The organism is Oscillibacter sp. ER4, assembly GCF_000765235.1.
In the GTDB taxonomy this organism is placed as follows: domain Bacteria; phylum Bacillota; class Clostridia; order Oscillospirales; family Oscillospiraceae; genus Hominicoprocola; species Hominicoprocola fusiformis.
On sequence record NZ_JPJG01000044.1, the window covers coordinates 1 to 19,873 of the forward strand.

Genomic DNA, 19,873 nt, shown 5'->3' on the forward strand with positions numbered 1-19,873 from the left:
CACCCGTTCCCATCCCGAACACGGAAGTTAAGCTCGCTTCTGCCGACAATACTTGGCTGGAGACGGCCCGGAAAGATAGGTAGCGCCAACACTCCTCCTTAGCTCAGTCGGTAGAGCACGCGGCTGTTAACCGCGGTGTCGTTGGTTCGAGTCCAACAGGGGGAGCCAAGAGTGCCGCCACTCTGGTGGCGGTACTCTTTCTTTTTCAAAAATCAGGGATAGACAATCACTTGGGCCTTTAGCTCAGTTGGTTAGAGCGGCCGGCTCATAACCGGTTGGTCCTGGGTTCGAGTCCCCGAAGGCCCACCACATAGGGGTATAGCTCAGTTGGTAGAGCAGCGGTCTCCAAAACCGCGTGTCGAGAGTTCGAGTCTTTCTGCCCCTGCCATAAAAAATACTTTACAAGTCCGCTTGTAAATGTTATAATAAATCTGTTCTTTGATTAGAACGCCTCAGTAAATGGCCAGGTAGTTCAGCTGGTTAGAACGCCGGCCTGTCACGCCGGAGGTCGAGGGTTCGAACCCCTTCCTGGTCGCCATTTGCTGCTGTAGCTCAGTAGGTAGAGCGCATCCTTGGTAAGGATGAGGTCGGCAGTTCGAATCTGCCCAGCAGCTCCACAGAAAAACCTTGAAACCGCAATGGTTTCGAGGTTTTTTCTTTTTTGCGTGTTCGGTGAGCAAATGACAGAAACCGCAACAAAAACCGCAACGGGGCATAAAAAGAACGCCGGGAATCGTCCCGGCGCTCTTTAATTGTTCCCGCCCTCCTTTGCTATAGCACGCCTCTTTCTTTCAATGCTGCAAAAACTTCTGCGCAATCCGCAGCAGATAACTTGTCGATCATTTCAAGGATTTGTTCGCGCAAATTTTCAAGCTCAATGTCCTGAAACTCGATATTCATCTTGTTTTCCTTTCAGTTGCTAATCTCTCCATTGGTTCCCTGCTTATTCCCCAAATGCTCACAGCTTCCCATTTCATGCTTTCCAGCTCTGCTTTGTTCCAGACGGTTGATAAAGTCGAGTAAAAGCATTTTCTGTTCAAGTGACATTGTTAAAACGACGGCTTCAAAGTCGTTTCGCATTTTTTCGATTTCTGCCGCTGTCATCGCTTTTCCTCCTTGTTTTCTCGGCGGGAGGTCGGTATAATACCGATACCGGCCTCCCTGTGGTGGTTGGTGGTTACGGCTCTCTGTGCCTTGCTTTGGTCGGCGGTGGTACAGAGGGCTTTTCTCATGCAATGCAGAAGCGGCGCGCGGTGGTGGTCTTGGTGAACTGCTGTGCGAGGTCAGATAGCGCCTTTTTCAGCGCGGCGGTGTCGATTCTGGCGGTGGTTACGGCCTTCCATGTGATTTTGTACTCACCTGCATGGACTTCCTCGGCATCGCCCATAGCGGCCTTGATCGCGTCCTTGATGGCTTCGGCTTCTGCCGCTGCCTCTTCGATGAGGGCTTGCAGCTCCCGCAGCTCGCGGGCTTTGCGTTCCATTTCGTTAATGCTCATTGTGTTGTCCTCCTGTCGATTTGTTGGGGCGGCGATCTCCTGAGGCTCTATCCCTTTGGGAGTTTCTATCAAACTCTTCTGATCGTCTGGTTGAACCTGCACCTTTTGGGCATTATCTAAGTGACATTGGGCTTACACGGATGGGGATGTCACGACCAAATTATTGCCTGCCAGCCCTTTTGAACGGCGTTTTTGACAAAATATAAAACAAGAAAACGTTATATTTCACAAAAGTAACGTGGTAAAGTAAAAACATGTTGACAAGCGAAAAAGCAGATAGGATAACTAGTTCAAATCAACCTGTATACAACGTGGCTACAACTAGAGTACGATTCGGCGGCGAAAAACAAGCTGAACGATTAAAGCAAGGGGAGTGATAAATGTGCCGATCCTGCTGGAAGAGGACCTGCGTCGTCCGCTGCCGAAGATGTACCGTGTGCGTCAACAGTTCGATGAGACCTGCCTGACCGATATAGAGGGCACCGTGCGCCGCGAGCTGGCAAAGCCGGAGATCTGTGCGCTGGTCATGCCGGGTATGCGTGTGGCAGTCGGCGTCGGAAGCCGCGGCATCCAGAATCTGTCCTGCATTGTGGAAACGACGGTGAAGGGCCTGAAGGAGCTTGGGGCAAAGCCCTTTATCGTCTCCGCTATGGGTAGTCACGGCGGCGGTACGGAGGAGGGACAGCGTGAGGTGCTTGCCGGATATGGTGTGACCGAGGAGCGTCTGGGCGTTCCGGTCGTGACGACGGTGGACACCGTGCATCTCGGCGACTGCGCGAACGGCCGTCCCGTGTGGTTTGATCGTGCCGCGTATGAGGCGGACCTGATCGTACCCATCAATCGCGTGAAGCTACATACCGACTTTGTCGGCCCCATTCAGAGCGGCCTTTGCAAGATGCTCGTTATCGGCCTTGGCAACCACAAGGGCTGCTCGGCCGTGCATGAGGAAGCGCCGGAGGTATTTGCCGACGTGATCGAGGAAACGGCACGGCTGATTTTGAAAAAAGCGCCGATCGGCTTCGGCATCGCAATTCTGGAAAATGCTTACGACAAGACCTATGCCGTCGAAGCGGTCCCTGCCGAGGGGCTGATCGAGCGGGAAAAGGAGCTTGTGCAGATCGCGCGGGGCAATATGCCCTATATCATGCTCGACGAAGCGGACGTCATCGTTTGTGACGAGATCGGCAAGGACGTTTCCGGCGCTGGCTTTGATCCTAACATTCTCGGCCGAAGCTCCGTGCTGAAGAAGTTCGTACTGCATATCCCGAAGTATCAGCGCCTCGTGCTGCTGGACGTAACGCCGGCAAGCCACGGTAACGGCATCGGTGTGGGCTTGTTCGATGTTATCACAAGGAAGGTCGCCGACCAGCTGGACCTGGAGGCGATGTACGCCAACGCGATCGCCTGCAACTGCCTGATCGACGCATCGGTCCCCTGCACGGTGGACGATGCGGAAACGGCGGTCCGCGTGGCGCTCAAATGCTGCCGCAATATCGACCGAGACGATCCGAAGATCATCCGCATCAAAAACACGCTCCACCTTGGGGAAATCGAGGTTTCCGAGGCGCTGCTCGGCGAGGTGGCGAAGGACCCGCGCATGTCTCTTATTCAGAAATGACCGTCCAATAAAAAACAGGAGGGAAATACATGATTCTCAACGATGAACAGAAAGCCATGCTGGAGGGCAAATATGGCGAGGGCGCAGCCTATGCCATGAAGATCCAGGTCGGCATCGGCGAGTGCTTTGACGCACAGCGCATGGTGCCGATCAAGCGGGCGCATGTGGCCCTGAGCAATCAGGACGGCGACCTCTGGTTTGCCGAGAAGCTGGTCAAGGCCGGCGCGCGCTGCCGCGTGGCGCCTACGCTCAACCCGGGCTTCTGCACCGGCCATTTTACCGGCGCCTGTGCCCACCCCGCGGATGCGGAGGACATTGCTCACATGATCCGCACGGACAATGCCTACCGTGCGCTCGGCGCGGTGCTCAGCTACAACTGCACCCCCTACATCGCTACCAAAGGCTCGTTTCGGCGAGCCTTTTTTCATTCTGAAACAATTTACAAGCGGCGCAAAGTCTGCTACATTAGAAAGCATCGAAGTAAGGAGAATTTTTCTTATGAATGACTATCAGACAAAGTTTGTCACGCCGGAGCAGGCTGTCAAGGTGGTGCAGTCCGGCGACTGGGTGGATTACGGCTTCGGCGCGGGCTTTCCCGAACTGCTCGACCGCGCGCTCGCTGCGCGCAAGGGTGAAGTGAAGGACGTCAAGGTCCGCGGCGGTCTTGTGATCCGCCCGCGCATCGAGGTCGTCGAAGCAGACCCCGAGCAGGAGAGTTTCAGCTATTACAGCTGGCACGTCGGCGATTATGAGCGCAAGCTCCAGAAGAATGGCCTTGTGAAATTCATGCCCGCCATGCTGCGCTCGTTGCCGTACCTCTATCGTGACAAGCACATCCGCTGCGATGTGGCATTCGTTCCAGTCTCCAAGCCGGATGAGAACGGCTACTGTGGCCTCGGCATTTCGAACTATGCCTGGCGCACGATCTTTGAGAGCGCCCGCACCGTGATCTTCGAGATCAACGAGCACTATCCCAAGCTCCAGGGCGTGGACGGCTCGCACCGTGTGCACCTGTCCGAAGCGGACTACATCGTCGAGGGCGAGCATGAGCCGCTGCCCGTGCGCTCCTACCGCGCGCCCAGCGAGACCGATATCGCCATCGCCAAGATCGTGGTGAATGAGATCCCCGACGGCGCGGTGCTGTCGCTCGGCGTGGGCGGCGTGCCCTACACGGTCGCCAAGATGCTCGCCGAGTCCGACAAGAAGGACCTCGGCTGCCACACCGGCACCATTTCCGATGCGTTCCTTGAGCTCTACAAGGCGGGCAAGCTGACGAATGCGCGCAAGGAGCTCGACACCGGCCTTTCTGCGTGGAACCTTGCCATGGGCTCTCAGGAGCTCTATGACTGGCTCGACGCCGAGCCGCAGCTTTTCCACCCGGGAGACCTCGACTACATCCACTCCGTCGAGCGCATCTCGAAGCTCAGCAGCGTCATCAGCATCAACGGCGGCGTGCAGCTCGACCTCATGGGGCAAGAAAATGCCGAGAGCACCGGCACGCGCCAGCTCTCCGGCGTCGGCGGCCAGATGGACTTCCTCGAGGGGGCGTACCGCTCCAAGGGAGGCAAGGGCTTCATCTGCATCAACTCTTCGCGCCTTACGAAGGATGGCGAGCGCAAGAGCAATATCCTTGCCACCATCCCCGGCGGCAGCACGATCTCCGCGCCGCGCACGATGATCCAGTATGTCGCGACCGAGTACGGCATCGCGAGCCTTTCCGGCAAGACGCTTCGCGAGCGCGCCGAGGCGATGGCCTCCATCGCGCACCCCGACTTCCGCGAGGAGCTGATGAAGTACGCGCAGGAGAATTTCAAGTAATTTAGATCAAGATAAAGGACGATGTAGGATAACATGGCACAGACGGTTTTGCAGCAGGTTTTGATTCTCGCAGCGATGATGATGCTCGGCTTTTTGCTGGGCAAGTTGGGCAAAGTGGATCGCAAGGGGGCAGACCTCCTTTCCATGCTGCTGCTGGACGTGTTTTTTCCCTGCAACGTGCTCGCCGCGGCGAGCGGCGACTTCGGCGATATGCCATTTTCACAGGTGCTCAAGATCATCGCGGCGTATTTGTCGATGTTTATCCTGTTTACCTATCTGGCAAAGCCCATCGCCAAGCTCATGGGGCTGAATGAGGACGAAACGCTCGTCTTCACCCGCAGCGTGGGCTATCCCAACAACGGCTTTGTCGGCATTCCGCTCTGCACGGCTGTTTTCGGCACGGAGGGCACGGTGCTCGGTTCGCTTTCCGTGCCCTGCGCCACGATCTACATGTTCCTCTTCGTCATGCAGAGCTTTCGGCGGGATAAGGAGCAGGATCTGGGCCAGCAGATCAAGAGCCTGATGACCCCGTTGAACATCTCCACCCTTGCGATGCTCGTCATGCTCGCCACGGGGTGGAAGTTCAGCGGCGCGCCGCTCCAGTTTTTGAGCAGCATGGCGAACTGCGTCGTGCCGACGTCGATGCTCATCATCGGCTGTCTCCTTTCGGGAAGCCCGCTCATCGACGTGCTCAAAAAGCCCATTTTGTACCTCATCACGCTTCTGCGCTGCCTTGTTATGCCACTCATCGCGGCGGTGATCCTGCGCTTTACCGGCTGGAACCGCACGGTGTGCCTGTGCATCGTAATGGTGCTCGGATGCAGCGTGGCGACGGTCATCAGCATCTTCGGTGTGCGCTATGACCGCTCGCCCGAGATGGCGAGCAAGAGCGTGCTGCAATCGAATCTGCTGCTGCTGGTCACGATGCCGCTGATGATGTTCGTCGCCGAACGGATCTTATAAGGAGAGACGATTATGGACCTTCTGTTTACCCCCGCAAAGCTCGGCACGTGCGAGCTTAAAAACCGCATCGTCCGCTCGGCGACGAACGAGCATCTGTCTGACGAAAAGGGTCAGGTGACGCCGCTCTGGGCGGATACGCTCATCGAGCTTGCGAAAAACGAAGTGGGCCTTGTCATCACCGGCCATTTCTGCGTCGACAAGATGCAGCGTGCCGACGCGGGCCAGCCCGTGCTGGACGAGACGACGGACGAGTCCCTTCTCCGCCGCGCCTGCGACGGCGTGCACCGGTACGGCGGTAAACTTTTCTTCCAGCTCAGCCACAGCGGCATCAAGGGCGTCGAGAGCGTGAACGGCGCGCCGCCGAAGCACCCCGAGGATTTCACTCGGGAAGAGCTCGACCGTCTGGTTGAGCAGTTTGCCTTCGCGGTGAAAAAGTGCAAAGAGAGCGGTGCGGACGGCGTGCAGGTCCACAACGCGCACGGGTATCTGCTCTCGAACTTTCTGAATCCGGAGGAAAATCTGCGCACGGACGAGTACGGCGGGAGCCTGGAGAACCGCTTCCGCCTCATCGAGCGGATCCTGCGCGCGGTGCGCGCGGCATGCGGCGCGGATTTCCCGATGATCGTCAAGGCCGACAGCAACGGCTGCGGCGACCTGCCTGCGCTGCTGCAGCTCTACGAATGCTGCGGCGTGGACGGAGCGGAGGTCAGCGGCATCGACTTCAACCGCCGCGCGGGTCAGAAGACGCCGTTCTATCTGGACGCGCTCATCTGCGAGCCGGACTTTGCCGCAAAGCTCAAAAGCGGCGCGCAGGACGGGAGCAAATGCCTTGCCTGCAACGGCTGCTGCACGATCTACCGCAAGCGCTTTGTGCGCTGCGTGCAGCATCAAGACGAGATCGAGCAGTTCAAAACCATCCCGTGGTAAAGAAAAACGGCAGAGCCGGCGCATTTTGCGCCGGTTCTGTTTTCACTGTTCGATGACACTTTATCATGTTAACAAAATGGAAAAGCGCGCAGCCTTCGAATTCTATCGACATTACCGATTGCATTCTGTCGGAATCTGCCATATACTGCAATAAAATTCAGCATTTCTACGCGCCGCTTGAAAAATCGGGCTGCCGCGGCGATCTGCAAGGAGGAGTCACCCATGAAGCGAAACTTTATTGCCAAGCGCTTCCAGAGCGCGGGCACCGGCCTGACGCTCGACACCGCGGCGCTGGCCAAATACAAGGACATTGTCGACCTGAGCATCGGCGACACGGATTTTACAACCGACGAGGCCATCATCAACGCTGCCTTCCGCGACGCCAAAGCGGGCTACACCCATTACGGCGACCCCAAGGGCGACCCTGAGCTCATTTCCGCGGTCTGCAAGGCGTGGGAAGAGGACTTCGACCAGAGCCTTCCGCGCGACCACGTGCTCGTGAGCGCGTCGAGCTGCCTCGGCATGTCGCTGGCAATGTTTGCCATCCTCGATCCCGGCGACGAGGTCATCGTCTTTTCCCCGTATTTCGCGCTGTACCGCGCGCAGATCGAGCTGGCGGGCGGCGTGTGCGTCGATGTGCCGACCTACGCCGAGGAGGACTATGCCATCAGCGAAGAGCGCCTGCGAGCTGCCATCACGCCGCGCACGAAGGCCATCATTTTCAATAACCCCACGAACCCCACCGGCATGGGCTACGATCTGTCCACAATGGAGATGCTTGCCCGCGTGGCAAAGGAATATGATCTTCTCATCGCGGCGGACGAAATTTACACGACCTACATCTACGAGGGCGACTTCCGCCCCATCCGCACGCTGCCCGGCATGGCCGAGCGCACCATCACGCTCAACAGCTTTTCCAAGAACTTCCTTATGACCGGCTGGCGCGTGGGCGTCATCATCGCTGAGCCGGAATTCCTCGACGTGATGAACCGTATCAACGGCTCGCTCGTCTATTCCGCACCGTCCATCTCCCAGCGCGCGGGCATCCAGGCGCTCGCAATGCGCAAAGAAATCCGCGAGAAGTACGTGACCGCGTACCGCGACCGCATCTTCTACTCTGCCGACCGCATCGAGAAGATCCCGTATCTGAGCCTCGTGCGCCCGAAGGGCACGTTCTACCTCTTCCCCGGCGTGGAGAAGACGGGCCTCGACGACAAGCAGTTCTGCAAGGAGCTACTTGAGCGCGCGCACGTGCTCGTCAGCGCGGGCAGCCCGTTCGGCAAGACCGGCGCAAACCACTTCCGCATCGCCTGCACCGTCGGCATTGACCAGCTCAAGCAGGCGTTCGACCGCATGGAGAAGCTGGAATTCTGAGAATTCCGCTTGTGTCCGTAAGACGGGCATGGTAAAATCAAAAGATAACGAAAAAGCTGCCGTTTTTCGGCAGCTTTTTTTCAAAAGGAGGGGCGCTTATGCAGGAAAAGTCGAAACCTGTGGATAACCTGCGCGCGGACGCGGAGAAAATCATCACGCGCGCCATCGCGGCGGTGCTGCCGGACGCGGCGGTCGAGCGCGCGCTGAAAGGCAAGACCTTTTTAGGAAGGGTGTACCTCGTTGCGGCGGGGAAGGCCGCGTGGCAGATGGCGCACGCCGCCCGCGCGTGTTTGCAGGATAATTTCTGCGGCGGTGTGGTCGTGACGAAGTACGGTCACGTGAAAGGTGAGATCGCGGATGTCGCGTGCTTTGAGGGCGGGCATCCCGTGCCGGACGAAAACTCCCTGCGCGGCACGGACGCCGCGCTCGCGCTGACGGAAGATTTGTCCGAAAGCGACACGGTCGTCTTTCTGCTCTCGGGCGGCGGCAGCGCGCTTTTTGAAAAGCCGCTGCTTCCGCTTGCGGAATTGCAGGACGTCACGAATCAGCTCCTTGCCGCGGGCGCGGACATCGTGGAGATCAACACGATCCGCAAGCGGCTTTCCGCCGTCAAGGGCGGACGCTTCGCCCGGCACTGCGCGCCGGCGCAGGTCTTCGCTGTCGTGCTGAGCGATATTCTGGGCGACCCGCTCGACATGATCGCCTCGGGCCCCGCGTATCCCGACAGCTCAAGCTGTGCGCAGGCGCTCGATATTGCGAAAAGGTACGGCCTGCGCCTGTCGGAGCGGGCGTGGGCGCTTCTGGCACAGGAAACACCGAAAACGCTTACAAATGTCGAAACGCAGATCACCGGCAGCGTGCGCGAGCTCTGCGCGTCGGCCGCCGCGGCGTGCGAAGCGCTCGGCTACGAGCCGATGATCCTCACCGACTGCCTCTGCTGCGAGGCGCGCGAGGCGGGGAGCATGCTTGCTTCCATTGCGCGCACGCATGCGCGTGACGGGAAAAACCTTGCGTTCCTCATGGGCGGCGAAACGGTCGTCCACCTGAGGGAAAAGGGCCTTGGCGGGCGCAATCAGGAGATCGCGCTCTCCGCGGCGCTCGGCATTGAGGGACTTTCGAACGCGCTCGTCTTTTCCGTCGGCTCCGACGGGACGGACGGACCGACCGATGCCGCGGGCGGCATCGCCGACGACGAGACCGCGCAGCTGATGCGCCAAAAGGGCGTTGACGCTGTGCAGTCGCTCAATGATAACGACGCCTACCATGCGCTCGACGCGGTCGGCGGACTCATCAAGACCGGCGCGACGGGCACGAACGTCAACGACGTCACCGTCCTGCTGCTGCGTGCGGCGGAATGAGGGAAAAATGCGGAGCGCTTGACAACGGGGCGTTCCGGCGTTACGATAGCTGCGGCAAGCCTTTCCGGGCTGCCGGAATTTTTAAAATGAAGGAGCCGTTTTTTGAAGTCTAAAACGATGTTACTGGAGCGTGTGCGCTGACCGGGAGGGCCGGCAAATTTACTGACACACGCCGTTCCTCCCGAGAGCCATGCTTTTCAGGAGGACTACATGAACCGCGAGAACAAACGCAAAACCTTTGAAAAAGGCTATTACAAGACCCACGCCTGCCGCGACACCTTCACCTGCAAGGTCTGTGGGCGGCTCTGCACGCCGGAAAACGCCGGCAGCGACCATCGCAACCACTGCCCGAACTGCTTATCGAGCCTGCACGTGGACATTGAGCCGGGCGACCGCGAAAGCGACTGCGGCGGCATCATGGAGCCCGTGGCCGTCTGGGTGCGAAGAGGCGGCGAGTGGGCGATCATCCACCGCTGCAAGCGCTGCGGAGCGCTCAGTTCGAATCGTGTGGCGGCGGACGACAACCCGATGAAGCTCATGAGCATCGCCATGCGACCGCTCAGCGCGCCGCCGTTCCCCCTCGAGCGCATCGAGGAGATGACCGCCCTCATGGGCGGCGAGGGAAGCGTGCGATAAGCCCAAAAGGAAACAGAGGAGGCGGCCTGCATCGGCAGGCCGCCTCCTCTGCCGCTTGACAAGGACGGAGCGGGGAGCAGGACAGCGGTGAGAGCAGGTGTTTCGTTTGTGTTTCGGTTTTGCACAGGTGATTGCAAAACCGGCAAACCTATGGTATAATAAAATTACAGACCGATCAAAAGCCGCCTTGGCGTCGAAGATACAGCCGTTTTTGCGGCTGCTTTTCTTATATTTGGCCGCTTTTTGCCGCAGACGGCGTTTTCAGATCACACCAAATGCTGGAAGGAGATTTTTTCTATGGAGGTGAGTCACTTCTTCAGGACATGACCGCACGCGTTTTGCAGCGCCGGAAACGGATGGTGACGCTTATGGCGCACACCGTCTATGATGCGGCGGCAGTCCTCCGCGCAGGGAGCTTTGGGATCGGTCAGATCAACGCATAATAAAATATTATAATTTAAGGATGTGTTATTTTGTTACTCTCAGGCAAAGGTCTGAAACATGACTTTGTCCGATTTGTTTCGGCCACCGTGGCTTCACAGGTGGTATTCTCGCTCTACTCAATGGTCGACGGCCTGATGGTCTCCCTCGGCGTTAACGAATACGCCATGAGCGCCGTCAACCTCGCCATCCCATTTACCAACGCGCTGTTTTCCATTGCCGTGCTCTTTGCCGTCGGCTCGTCCACGCTGATCGCCATTGCCATCGCGCAGGATAAACGGCACGAGGCCAACACCCTCTTTTCACAGAATTTTGCCACGCTGCTCATCCTCGGCGCGGTCGTAACGGCGCTCGTGCTGCTGTTTTTGGAGCCGTTCGCCCGCCTTCTCGGCGCGGACGAGATCACGCTCGACTATGTCAAGCATTACCTTCTCGGCCTTGCGCCGTTCGGCGTGTGCTATCTGGTGTCCTACAACCTTGAGGTGCTCGTCAAGACGGACGGTTTCCCGCGCTACGCGCTCTTCACGGTCATCGGCGGGTGCCTGACAAACTGCGTGCTCGACTATATCGCGATTTTCTGGCTCGACATGGGCGTTTTCGGCGCGGCAGTCGCCACGGGCATTTCACAGCTTGTCACTTGCCTCTCGTACTTTGCGCACTTTTTCAGCAAAAAGTGCACGTTCCGGTTGTGCAAATTCCGCTTCGATCCGCACCTTTACGCGCGCATCCTGCCCATCGGACTTGCCGACGGCGTGACGGAGCTGTGCACGGGACTGATGATCTTCCTCTTCAACCGCACGGTGCTCAAATATATTGGTACGGACGGCGTTGTGACCTACACGGTCATCGCCTATGTGACGTCGCTCATCATCCAGCTGATGGTCGGCATCTCGCAGGGCTCGCAGCCGCTCGTGAGCTTCCAGTACGGAAGGGGAGACTGCGCCGCGTGCAGAAAGCTCCTGCGCTATGCGCTCACGACCGTTTGCATCGCCGCGCCGGTGCTCTTCCTCGGGCTTTACGTCTTTGCGCCGCAGCTCGTGCGCCTCTACCTCTCGCACGCGGGGGAGGAGCTGGTCGCGTACTCGGCGCACGCGTTCCGGCATTACAGCGTTTCGTATCTGTTCCTTGGCTTCAACATCGTCATCGGCGGCTTTTTGACGGCGCTTGAGCGCCCCGTCCCAGCCATCAGCATTTCCGTCGGCCGCGGCCTTGTGCTGCAAAGCGCGGTGCTGCTGACGCTTGCCGCCGCGTTCGGCGGCGAGGCGATCTGGTACACGCCCGTTCTTTCCGAGGCGATGTGCCTTGTCATGTCGCTCCTGTTCCTGCGCAGCTACCGCAGACAGACCGATATGCAGGCGTGAGCCCCGCCCAGTGCGATAAAATAAGAAAAAATAAAAAGGCCCTGGAAGCAGCACTTCCAGGGCCTTTTGGCATCCCCGACCAGACGCTAACTGGCGGACTGACGCTTAGAAGCCAGCTATCTCATTTCATGCCGTGCAGTACACCGTCATTTACTGCCGGCCGGTTAGTTCCGCACAGATCACTTGAAAACAAAGATTTCTTCGATCGGCGCTTCGACAACCCTTGCAATATCGATCGCCAGTTTAAGTGAGGGATTGTATTGTGCCTTTTCCAGCCGCATGATGGTTTCCCGCCGCACGCCTACCTGCGCCGCCAACTGCTCTTGGGTCAAATCTTTTAATAGCCTGTACTTTTTTAATCGGCATGAATTTACCGTTCCCGCTGAAGAAGAACAGGAGGCTCCCGTATGAAGAAGTTTTTCTCATTGACTTTGACTCTGGCTGCCATGCTTTCTGCGATGGCGGTCAGCGCACAGGCTGCCGATTATTCCTTTGAAACCGATGGCACCCCGGAATACTATCCCTCCTCTTCCTATGAGGATGTCTACGGTTCCCGCTACAATTACGGCGGGAAAAATGTGGTGGACTACCAGATCCCCGAGCTGGAGTACGGGCAGCTCAGCACCACCAAAACCGGGGTGATGGAGAAAATCATGCTGCATGGTCTTCAGGGCATCTCTGCATCCGGCAGCGGAATTTACGGAATTTCTCCCGGCGGCGGAACTGTGGAGATCCCCGGTTTTCTGCAGGGCGGCTCCACATCTACTCCTGCGACGCCCGCTTTCACGGAGCTGACACAGGATTTTCTGCTCTCCAACGGTGCCGTCGGAAAGATCTCCATTCCTGCCATCGGAGTTAAGAATTACTATCTCTGGGAAGGTGAAACGACTGCCAGCATGAAAAAGGGGCTGGGGCATTTCACCAGTACCAGCGTCTGGAACGGCAATGTGGCTGTCTGCGGGCATAATCGCGGCGCCAAATATGTGATCGGCAGCATCAAGAATCTGGATGTGGGTGATAAAATCACCTATACCACATCCATGGGTACCCGCACCTATCTGGTGGAGACTGTGACCAAAATCAGCAGCAGCGATTGGAGCTATTTGTCCTCTACCACGGATAACCGAATGACTCTCCTTACCTGCGTTGCCGGAGATTCCAGTCAGCGCTGGTGTGTGCAGGCTGTTCAGGCCTCTTAAAAATCTTTTGTTGAAAAAGCCGCTTTATGATCGTAAAGGAATAGTAGATCAAAAATAAGGAGGCTTTTCCATGAAGAAGCAGATCCTCACGATGTTTACGGGCCTTTTTATCGGCGCTATTATCACAGGCGGAACTTCCGCCTATGCTGCGGGAATCCTCGCTGAACGCAGCAACCATCGTATTTTTGTCGATGGGCAGGAGGTGCAGATGGAGGCCTATGCGATCAACGGCAACAACTATGTGAAGCTGCGGGACATTGGCGAACAGGTCGGTTTCAATGTTTATTGGGACAGCGATACCAAATGTGTGCAGGTCGAATCGGAAAAGCCGTACACCGGCGAAGCGCCAGAAAAGTCTGCGGAGGTAAAGCCCATGGAACATCCTTCGCAGACAGATGTTGCCACCGCAAAACAGGACATCATCGACCGCACCAATGCCCTGCGCAAAGAAAACGGCGTTGCTGTGCTGCGCATCAACAACAAACTCATGCAGGCGGCGCAGGTACGAGCCGACGAGATGGCTGCGCATACCGTCTATTCTCACACAAGGCCGGATGGCAGAAAATTCAATACCGCCACGGATTGTCCTTACATGGCCGAAAATATCCATCGCATCGCAGATTGGGTGCTGTCTGACCAGACACTTGCCGAACGGGCCGTGGCGGATTGGAGCGCTTCGACAACCCACAACAAGAACATGGTCAACCCAAAGCTATCTGAGATTGGCGTTGGGCTGGCAAGAGGTGTCAATGATACTGGTGACCCGTGCTGGTACTGTGTCCAGCTTTTCCTCTACGATGGCTATTCCATCTCAAGTGTAAATCCGCCTGTGGTGAGATAGCAGCATTTAATCTCCTACGCAAAATGACGGTTGATTCTATGATAAAATTCTGATAAAATAATGATAGCGGTGGTAAGATAACCCCGAGTAAGGAGGAACTGCTATGATCAATATCAGACCTGTTTCCGATATGCGAAACAAATTTTCGGAAATCGAAGAGACTGTGCTGAAAACCGGCGATCCGGTTTTTCTTACCAAGAATGGTTACGGCTCTATGGTGGTCATGAGTATCGAGCAATACGCAGCGCTGACGGATGACATCGAGCTGAAGCTGGACGAGGCTGACCGCGCAGCAGATTCCGCTGATATTCGTTATTCCGGAGATGAGATGTTTAAGAGAGTAAGAGGACGGATCCATGGACGAAAAGAATTATAAGCTAAGTGTTCTGCCGCTCTTTGAGGATGACCTTAACAAAATCGTGGATTATATCAGCATCAGCCTTCAAAACCCGATTGCAGCAGAAGACTTTGTTGATGCTGTTGAAACCGCAATCCATGAACGCCTTTCCTGCGCAGAAGCATTTGAACCGTATCATTCTGTAAGAGAGCGTGAGCATCCTTATTATCGTATCCAGGTAAAGAACTACACGATTTTTTATGTAGTGATTGGAGATACGATGGAGGTGCGCCGCATCGTTTACAGCCGCAGAGATGAGACCATCCCAAACTTTGTGTAAACCTCCGATGTGGTGTAGAATAGAAGCACCACATTGGAGGTTTTACATATGGCCAGAAAGAATCGTACCCCAGAAGAAAACGCCCGACGGGAGAAAATCCGTGAACTGCTGCAGATGGCAAACATCGGCAGCATGGATGACATTCAGAGCCTGTTTAAGGAGGCAATCTCAGAATTCATGGAGAATGGCCTGGAAGCAGAGTTGGATGATGAACTGGGCTACAGCAAGTATGACTACAAGAACAAGGACACAGATAACAGCCGCAACGGTCACAGTCATAAAACACTGCGGACCAGCTTTGGAGATGTAGAGGTATCGGTGCCTCGAGACCGGAAAGGCGAATTTGAGCCTCAGGTGCTGAAGAAAAACCAAACCAGCATCAGCCAGGACATTGAGGAAAAGATCCTGTCCATGTATGCAAAAGGAATGAGCACAGGAGATATTGAAGCGCATATTCAGGATATCTACGGCGTAGAGGTCTCAGATACCACGGTAAGCCGCATTACGGATAAGATCCTGCCCATCGCAAAAGAATGGCAGCAGCGGCCTTTAGAAAGCGTATACGCAGTGGTTTTCCTGGATGCCATCCACTATCATGTTCGAAGTGAGGGTCAGATCGTCAAGAAGGCTGTTTATATTGCAATTGGCATCAATCTGGACGGCAAAAAAGATGTTCTTGGCATGTGGGTCGGCGAAAATGAGAGCGCCAAATTCTGGGCAACGGTGCTCAACGGTTTGAGAAATCGAGGCGTTGAGGATATTTTCATCGCCTGTACGGACAATTTGACCGGATTTTCCGCTGCGATTGAAGCGGTGTTTCCCAAGACAGAGATTCAGAACTGTATCATCCATCAGCTCCGAAATTCCAGCAAATATGTATCCTACAAGGATATAAAGGCGCTCATGGCAGATTTGAAGGCGGTCTACGCCGCAGTGGATGAGGCCGCTGCTCTGGACGCGCTGGATACCTTTTCCGAGCATTGGGACAAGAAATACCCCAAAATCTCTCAGTCCTGGCGGGACAATTGGCCGAATCTCAGCACCTATTTCAAGTATCCCCAGGAGGTTCGCCGTCTGATCTATACGACCAATACCGTTGAGGGATTCAACCGCCAACTTCGGAAAGTAACCAAGGCAAAATCCGTGTTCCCCACAGATGACAGCCTACTGAAAATGCTGTATCTGGCCATGATCGATATCACAAAGAAATGGACTGGCCGGAGACAGGATTGGAGCATGATCCATGCTCAGCTGGCAGTATTTTTTGCTGATCGTATGCCGGAATAACCTGCTACACACCGGCATGTCAAGGGTCCAGATGAACGGGGGCTGGCGCCCCCGCCCTTGACATGCCCTCGATCCACTGCTATTTTGAAAACAAGGCGGCAGCAGCTTGCGCCACTTCCGCCTTGAATATATTTTGCTCTATTTACACCGCATTTCGGTGTTTACACAGAATTTGGGACAGACCCGCAGAGATCAATGTATTCAGTTTGATAAATTGGAATATGTCTAACTGTTTTGTAAATTTACATTTTTGTACACTGTAAATAGTCTTTGATCAAATAAATACGGTATCTTAATAGTTCTCTTTTCTTACCTCAAAGTAAGCCTGAGGATGATTACATACAGGGCATTTTTCAGGAGCTTCTGCACTAACTACAAGATGTCCGCAATTGCGACATTCCCACATTGTAATGCCACTTTTCTTAAACACTTCCATAGTTTCAACATTCTTAAGAAGTGCACGATATCTTTCTTCATGAAGTTTTTCAATCGCAGCAACACCTCTGAACTGAGCGGCTAATTCCGGGAAACCTTCTTCTTCCGCTTCATTAGCCATTCTAGCATACATATCTGTCCATTCTGCATTTTCGCCTTCTGCAGCGTGAAGAAGATTTTCTGCGGTATCTCCAAGTTCACCAAGCGCCTTAAACCAGAGTTTTGCATGCTCCTTCTCATTGTCAGCTGTCTGCAGGAATAATGCTGCAATTTGCTCATATCCGGCCTTCTTTGCTACGGAAGCAAAATAAGTGTATTTATTTCTGGCCTGAGATTCCCCTGCGAACGCTTCCCAAAGATTCTTCTCTGTCTTTGTTCCAGCATACTTACTCTTTGCAGGCGACTATTCCACCTTCTTGAAAACAGATGCAGGCTGCTTACATAATGGACACTGCTCCGGTGCTGCCTCTCCTTCATACACATAACCACAAATACTACATACCCATTTACTCATTTTTATATCTCCTTTTCGATTTAATATTTCACTCTTATCTTCATAAGAAGTGTGTAACATCTTTTCTGCCAATTCACTTAACGGCTTTCCATAAAACTCCTCATAAAGATGAATAATCTCTGGATTCTCATGACTCCGTCTGAGTGTCATCGCCTCATCCCTTGTATAGAGACTTGCAATTCTCGCTTTACGTACCTCGTCCTTATCCTTCATGATATCCTTTGGTTGGCCGCCTCCACCGATACATCCGCCCGGGCAAGTCATAACTTCCACAAAATGATACTGTTTTTCTCCCTGCTTGATGCCCTCAATTACTTTCCCGGCATTGGCTGTACCATATACTACAGCGATATTCACATCTAAATCGCCAACTTTTAAAGTAGCTTCTTTGACGCCTTCATATCCCCTTACAGGTGTAAGGTTGAATAACTGTTCCGGTGATTTTTCTTTTGTAATAAATTCGTAAGCAGTTCTGAGAGCAGCTTCCATAACACCTCCGGTATTGCCGAAAATAATACCAGCTCCAGATGCATCTCCCATAAAATTGTCATATTCACCATCTTCAAGACTGGCAAAATCAATCCCTTCCTCTTTTGCCCACTTTGCAAGCTCTCTGGTCGTGATCACGTAATCCATGTCACGCATCCCCTCTACACCAAGATAATGAGCAGAAGCGTTCATCTCCTCTCTGCGAATTTCAAATTTCTTTGCAGTACATGGAGTAAGTGCCACATTTACAATTGATTTTGGATCTATACCCTTCTTCTCAGCAAAATAGGTCTTAATTGTAGGTCCCTGCATTCCGATAGGGCTTTTCGCTGATGAAAGATTCGGAATCATTTCCGGATAATATGTTTCCACATACTTAACCCATGCAGGACAACAACTGGTAAACTGAGGTAAGGGAGCGCTTTTTTTGGTCACTCTCTCAATAAGCTCACTAGCTTCCTCAACAATAGTAAGGTCAGCTGCAAAACAGGTATCAAGGACATAATTTACGCCTAATTTTCTAAGCAACGAAACCATTTTCCCTTGTACAAAGCTGCCATCAAGCATACCGAATTCTTCCCCCAGCGCAGCTCGTACGGATGGTGACGTACTTACAATGACAATCTTTTCCGAATTCTGAACCTCTCTCTTTACATCCAAATATTCATACTTTTCCATAATACTGTCAACAGGACAGACATTTGTACACTGTCCGCAATTTATACACACAGCCTCTCCACAAGTCTGCTCAAATGTATATGTACCATGCACACCTATGGCATTTGTACATACGTCCTTACACATTCCGCATTTAATACATTTTTCTTCCAAACGAGTAATACTCGGATTATTTCCCTCGATTGGAACACGCACATGTAAAGGTAAATGATTCATCGTTTATCCTCCTAAAAATATAGATTGGCAACACTATAAACCCGTTTGTAAGCATACAAATATTGCGTTTCCATTATACCGCAACATCTGTATTTAGGTCAAAAGTTTTTGCATTAGCAAAACAAATTCTTATTTTTATAACTCTTATACACTATTTCAAGCGAATATAGCAGGTTGATTTTCCGGTTCCTTCACGCTTCAGTTCGCCGGATGCCACCATTTTCCGCAGTGCAGCTTCTACAGAACTCAAACTCAGCGAAGGACACTGCTCCCTGATATCCTGCTTCGTGAAACGACCGATTTTATTCAGAGCAGCCTTACGAACCATATCAATGGCAGGAAGCTTCTCTTCCACGATGGCAAATCTGTCCCCGAAGTCTTTATACGCAGCCAGAATGGTGCCAAGCAGATATTTAATAAACGGGACGGCATCCTCGGTTCCTTCATGCCAGCCATGCTGTGCACGGTTCAGTGCGTCATAATACAAATCCTTGTTTTTCGCGATCTTTGCCTCTAGGGAGATATATTTTCCAACGTAGAATCCGCTGCGATATAAGAGCAGCGTCGTCAGCAAGCGACTCATTCTGCCATTGCCATCACTAAATGTAACAAAAGGAAACCCTGCATCTGCAAGGCAAATGCAGGGTTTCTGTATGTTCAGTATATCACTTAGGAGAAACGGATATCAAGTATCAGTTGAAAATGATTTGGATTTCATTATCAGTTATAGTGATTACCTTGATAAACAGTTTGGCGATTGTCTTTTTCTTCTCAAAAGAATACTGCGCCCAACGGTCAATACAGTCTTGGATTTCTTCGGGAGATAAGATTGCTTTTGTACCCGTTTTTAATGCCAAGATTTCTTGTGATATTCTTTCACTTTCCTTATCTAACTTTTCTATTTTAGCATTATACCGCTTTGCAACTGCTGGGCCAGCAGACGCAACAGCATCCACCAAGTTATCTATCTCTTGATTGATTTTGATTAACTCAATATTCAGTTGGTTTAACTTTGCACTATCGGGGTTTTCTTCTTCCGTAAACAATGCCTTTGTAAGTTCTGTTTGCAGGTGTTCTAACAGCAACGGTTCTACATAGTCCTCAATCATTTTTACCGTTATCTCCGTAGATACACCCGTACAACTATGCCGTTTCTTACCACTGCATATCAACTTATGATTTCCATCTGACCTTGTGGCTACCGTATTAGCCAAACCACAATAACCACATTTCATAAGACCAGATAACCAAGTGTGTGTACCCTTACCACTATTCTTAATCTGAGAGTTGCCGTCTGCCTTCATATTGCAGGCAAGCCAAATATCAGCAGGAATAAACGGTGTGTGGGGTGCTACCGTGATATAGGTAGGAGGTAGGTTGTTTGGGTCAACCTTTTTCTCCTTACCACCTTCGGTATATTTGTAGAGACCGTTTTCACCGATAAAGTCATCTTGTAAATTTCGGATCATGAGCACCACTTGCACGGAGATTTAGCCCCAGTGTCACGGCAAAATAGCTCCGCTGTCACGGCGGAGAGCGCCAA

The 19,873-nt window shown here is 53.5% G+C and carries 20 protein-coding genes, 5 tRNA genes, 1 rRNA gene and 2 pseudogenes; 20 read left to right on the forward strand and 8 right to left on the reverse strand.

Annotated features, from left to right (window positions below; all coding sequences use genetic code 11):
• The 6 genes from rrf to NI20_RS0107205 form a co-directional block, all read left to right on the forward strand.
• Positions 1-91: ribosomal RNA gene (gene rrf, locus NI20_RS14145) — 5S ribosomal RNA — on the forward strand; the annotation flags it as partial.
• 1 nt (position 92) lies between these two features.
• A tRNA-Asn gene (locus tag NI20_RS0107185) sits at positions 93-168 on the forward strand.
• Between the two features lie 64 nt (positions 169-232).
• Positions 233-309 (forward strand) — tRNA-Ile (locus tag NI20_RS0107190).
• A 3-nt stretch (positions 310-312) separates the two neighbouring features.
• Positions 313-388, forward strand: a tRNA-Trp gene (locus NI20_RS0107195).
• Between the two features lie 73 nt (positions 389-461).
• Positions 462-538 (forward strand) — tRNA-Asp (locus NI20_RS0107200).
• A gap of 3 nt (positions 539-541) precedes the next feature.
• Positions 542-617, forward strand: a tRNA-Thr gene (locus NI20_RS0107205).
• A 154-nt stretch (positions 618-771) separates the two neighbouring features.
• On the opposite strand, the gene NI20_RS15855 is transcribed toward NI20_RS0107205, so the two are convergent.
• The 3 genes from NI20_RS15855 to NI20_RS0107215 form a co-directional block, all read right to left on the reverse strand.
• Positions 772-900 carry a hypothetical protein gene (locus NI20_RS15855; protein ID WP_255358011.1) on the reverse strand — a complete coding sequence of 43 codons (129 nt, stop codon included), beginning with the start codon at positions 898-900 and terminating at the stop codon, positions 772-774.
• A 12-nt stretch (positions 901-912) separates the two neighbouring features.
• A complete protein-coding gene (locus tag NI20_RS0107210) occupies positions 913-1,104 on the reverse strand; it encodes a hypothetical protein (protein WP_033120737.1) in 192 nt (63 codons plus the stop codon).
• 124 nt (positions 1,105-1,228) lie between these two features.
• Positions 1,229-1,498, reverse strand: a complete 270-nt coding sequence (locus NI20_RS0107215) for a hypothetical protein (RefSeq protein ID WP_033120738.1) — start codon at positions 1,496-1,498, stop codon at positions 1,229-1,231.
• A 382-nt stretch (positions 1,499-1,880) separates the two neighbouring features.
• On the opposite strand from NI20_RS0107215, the gene NI20_RS0107220 reads away from it, so the two are divergent.
• The 9 genes from NI20_RS0107220 to NI20_RS0107260 all read left to right on the forward strand — a co-directional run bounded on the left by NI20_RS0107220 (position 1,881) and on the right by NI20_RS0107260 (position 11,994).
• Positions 1,881-3,116, forward strand: coding sequence for a lactate racemase domain-containing protein (locus NI20_RS0107220; RefSeq protein ID WP_033120739.1), 1,236 nt, complete (start codon positions 1,881-1,883; stop codon positions 3,114-3,116).
• 29 nt (positions 3,117-3,145) lie between these two features.
• Entirely contained in the window at positions 3,146-3,622 is a 477-nt protein-coding gene (locus tag NI20_RS0107225; protein ID WP_052084495.1) for an aconitase X, read from the forward strand.
• Positions 3,615-4,934, forward strand: a complete 1,320-nt coding sequence (locus tag NI20_RS0107230; RefSeq protein ID WP_033120740.1) for an acetyl-CoA hydrolase/transferase family protein — start codon at positions 3,615-3,617, stop codon at positions 4,932-4,934. The genes NI20_RS0107225 and NI20_RS0107230 overlap by 8 nt, the downstream gene beginning before the upstream one ends.
• Positions 4,935-4,967: 33 nt before the next feature.
• The gene (locus NI20_RS0107235; RefSeq protein ID WP_033120741.1) at positions 4,968-5,897 is read left to right on the forward strand and encodes an AEC family transporter; all 930 of its coding nucleotides are present in this window, start codon (positions 4,968-4,970) and stop codon (positions 5,895-5,897) included.
• Positions 5,898-5,909: 12 nt separating this feature from the next.
• Entirely contained in the window at positions 5,910-6,824 is a 915-nt protein-coding gene (locus tag NI20_RS0107240) for a hypothetical protein (RefSeq protein ID WP_052084496.1), read from the forward strand.
• Positions 6,825-7,046: 222 nt separating this feature from the next.
• Positions 7,047-8,198 (forward strand): aminotransferase class I/II-fold pyridoxal phosphate-dependent enzyme, encoded by a 1,152-nt coding sequence (locus NI20_RS0107245; protein WP_033120742.1) that lies wholly within the window; start codon positions 7,047-7,049, stop codon positions 8,196-8,198.
• Between the two features lie 98 nt (positions 8,199-8,296).
• Positions 8,297-9,556, forward strand: a complete 1,260-nt coding sequence (locus tag NI20_RS0107250; RefSeq protein WP_033120743.1) for a glycerate kinase — start codon at positions 8,297-8,299, stop codon at positions 9,554-9,556.
• Positions 9,557-9,766: 210 nt separating this feature from the next.
• A complete protein-coding gene (locus NI20_RS0107255; protein WP_033120744.1) occupies positions 9,767-10,192 on the forward strand; it encodes an RNHCP domain-containing protein in 426 nt (141 codons plus the stop codon).
• A 473-nt stretch (positions 10,193-10,665) separates the two neighbouring features.
• Positions 10,666-11,994 (forward strand): MATE family efflux transporter, encoded by a 1,329-nt coding sequence (locus NI20_RS0107260; RefSeq protein ID WP_033120745.1) that lies wholly within the window; start codon positions 10,666-10,668, stop codon positions 11,992-11,994.
• 179 nt (positions 11,995-12,173) lie between these two features.
• Here NI20_RS0107260 and NI20_RS0107265 read toward each other — a convergent pair.
• Positions 12,174-12,359: pseudogene (locus tag NI20_RS0107265) on the reverse strand (helix-turn-helix transcriptional regulator); the annotation flags it as partial.
• A gap of 42 nt (positions 12,360-12,401) precedes the next feature.
• Here NI20_RS0107265 and NI20_RS14150 point away from each other — a divergent pair.
• The 5 genes from NI20_RS14150 (at position 12,402) to NI20_RS0107290 (ending at position 15,998) form a co-directional block, all read left to right on the forward strand.
• Positions 12,402-13,193: a class D sortase gene (locus NI20_RS14150; protein ID WP_052084499.1), complete on the forward strand. Its 792-nt coding sequence runs from the start codon at positions 12,402-12,404 to the stop codon at positions 13,191-13,193.
• A gap of 70 nt (positions 13,194-13,263) precedes the next feature.
• On the forward strand, positions 13,264-14,034 hold the full coding sequence (locus NI20_RS14155) for a CAP domain-containing protein (RefSeq protein ID WP_052084500.1): 771 nt from the start codon (positions 13,264-13,266) through the stop codon (positions 14,032-14,034).
• 103 nt (positions 14,035-14,137) lie between these two features.
• Complete coding sequence (locus NI20_RS0107280; protein ID WP_033120746.1) at positions 14,138-14,410, forward strand: type II toxin-antitoxin system Phd/YefM family antitoxin; 273 nt, start codon at positions 14,138-14,140, stop codon at positions 14,408-14,410.
• Positions 14,391-14,711, forward strand: a complete 321-nt coding sequence (locus NI20_RS0107285) for a type II toxin-antitoxin system RelE/ParE family toxin (RefSeq protein ID WP_033120747.1) — start codon at positions 14,391-14,393, stop codon at positions 14,709-14,711. The genes NI20_RS0107280 and NI20_RS0107285 overlap by 20 nt, the downstream gene beginning before the upstream one ends.
• Positions 14,712-14,759: 48 nt before the next feature.
• A complete protein-coding gene (locus NI20_RS0107290; protein WP_033120748.1) occupies positions 14,760-15,998 on the forward strand; it encodes an IS256 family transposase in 1,239 nt (412 codons plus the stop codon).
• Between the two features lie 292 nt (positions 15,999-16,290).
• On the opposite strand, the pseudogene rbr reads toward NI20_RS0107290, so the two are convergent.
• From rbr to NI20_RS14565, 4 genes and pseudogenes are all read right to left on the reverse strand, one after another.
• A pseudogene (rbr, locus tag NI20_RS15995) lies at positions 16,291-16,809 on the reverse strand (rubrerythrin); the annotation flags it as partial.
• A gap of 27 nt (positions 16,810-16,836) precedes the next feature.
• Positions 16,837-18,330 carry a [FeFe] hydrogenase, group A gene (locus NI20_RS13825; protein ID WP_369699408.1) on the reverse strand — a complete coding sequence of 498 codons (1,494 nt, stop codon included), beginning with the start codon at positions 18,328-18,330 and terminating at the stop codon, positions 16,837-16,839.
• A 151-nt stretch (positions 18,331-18,481) separates the two neighbouring features.
• A complete protein-coding gene (locus NI20_RS0107300) occupies positions 18,482-18,904 on the reverse strand; it encodes a hypothetical protein (protein ID WP_369699409.1) in 423 nt (140 codons plus the stop codon).
• A gap of 118 nt (positions 18,905-19,022) precedes the next feature.
• Positions 19,023-19,799: a zinc ribbon domain-containing protein gene (locus tag NI20_RS14565; RefSeq protein ID WP_081958417.1), complete on the reverse strand. Its 777-nt coding sequence runs from the start codon at positions 19,797-19,799 to the stop codon at positions 19,023-19,025.
• Between the last annotated feature and the right edge of the window lie 74 nt (positions 19,800-19,873).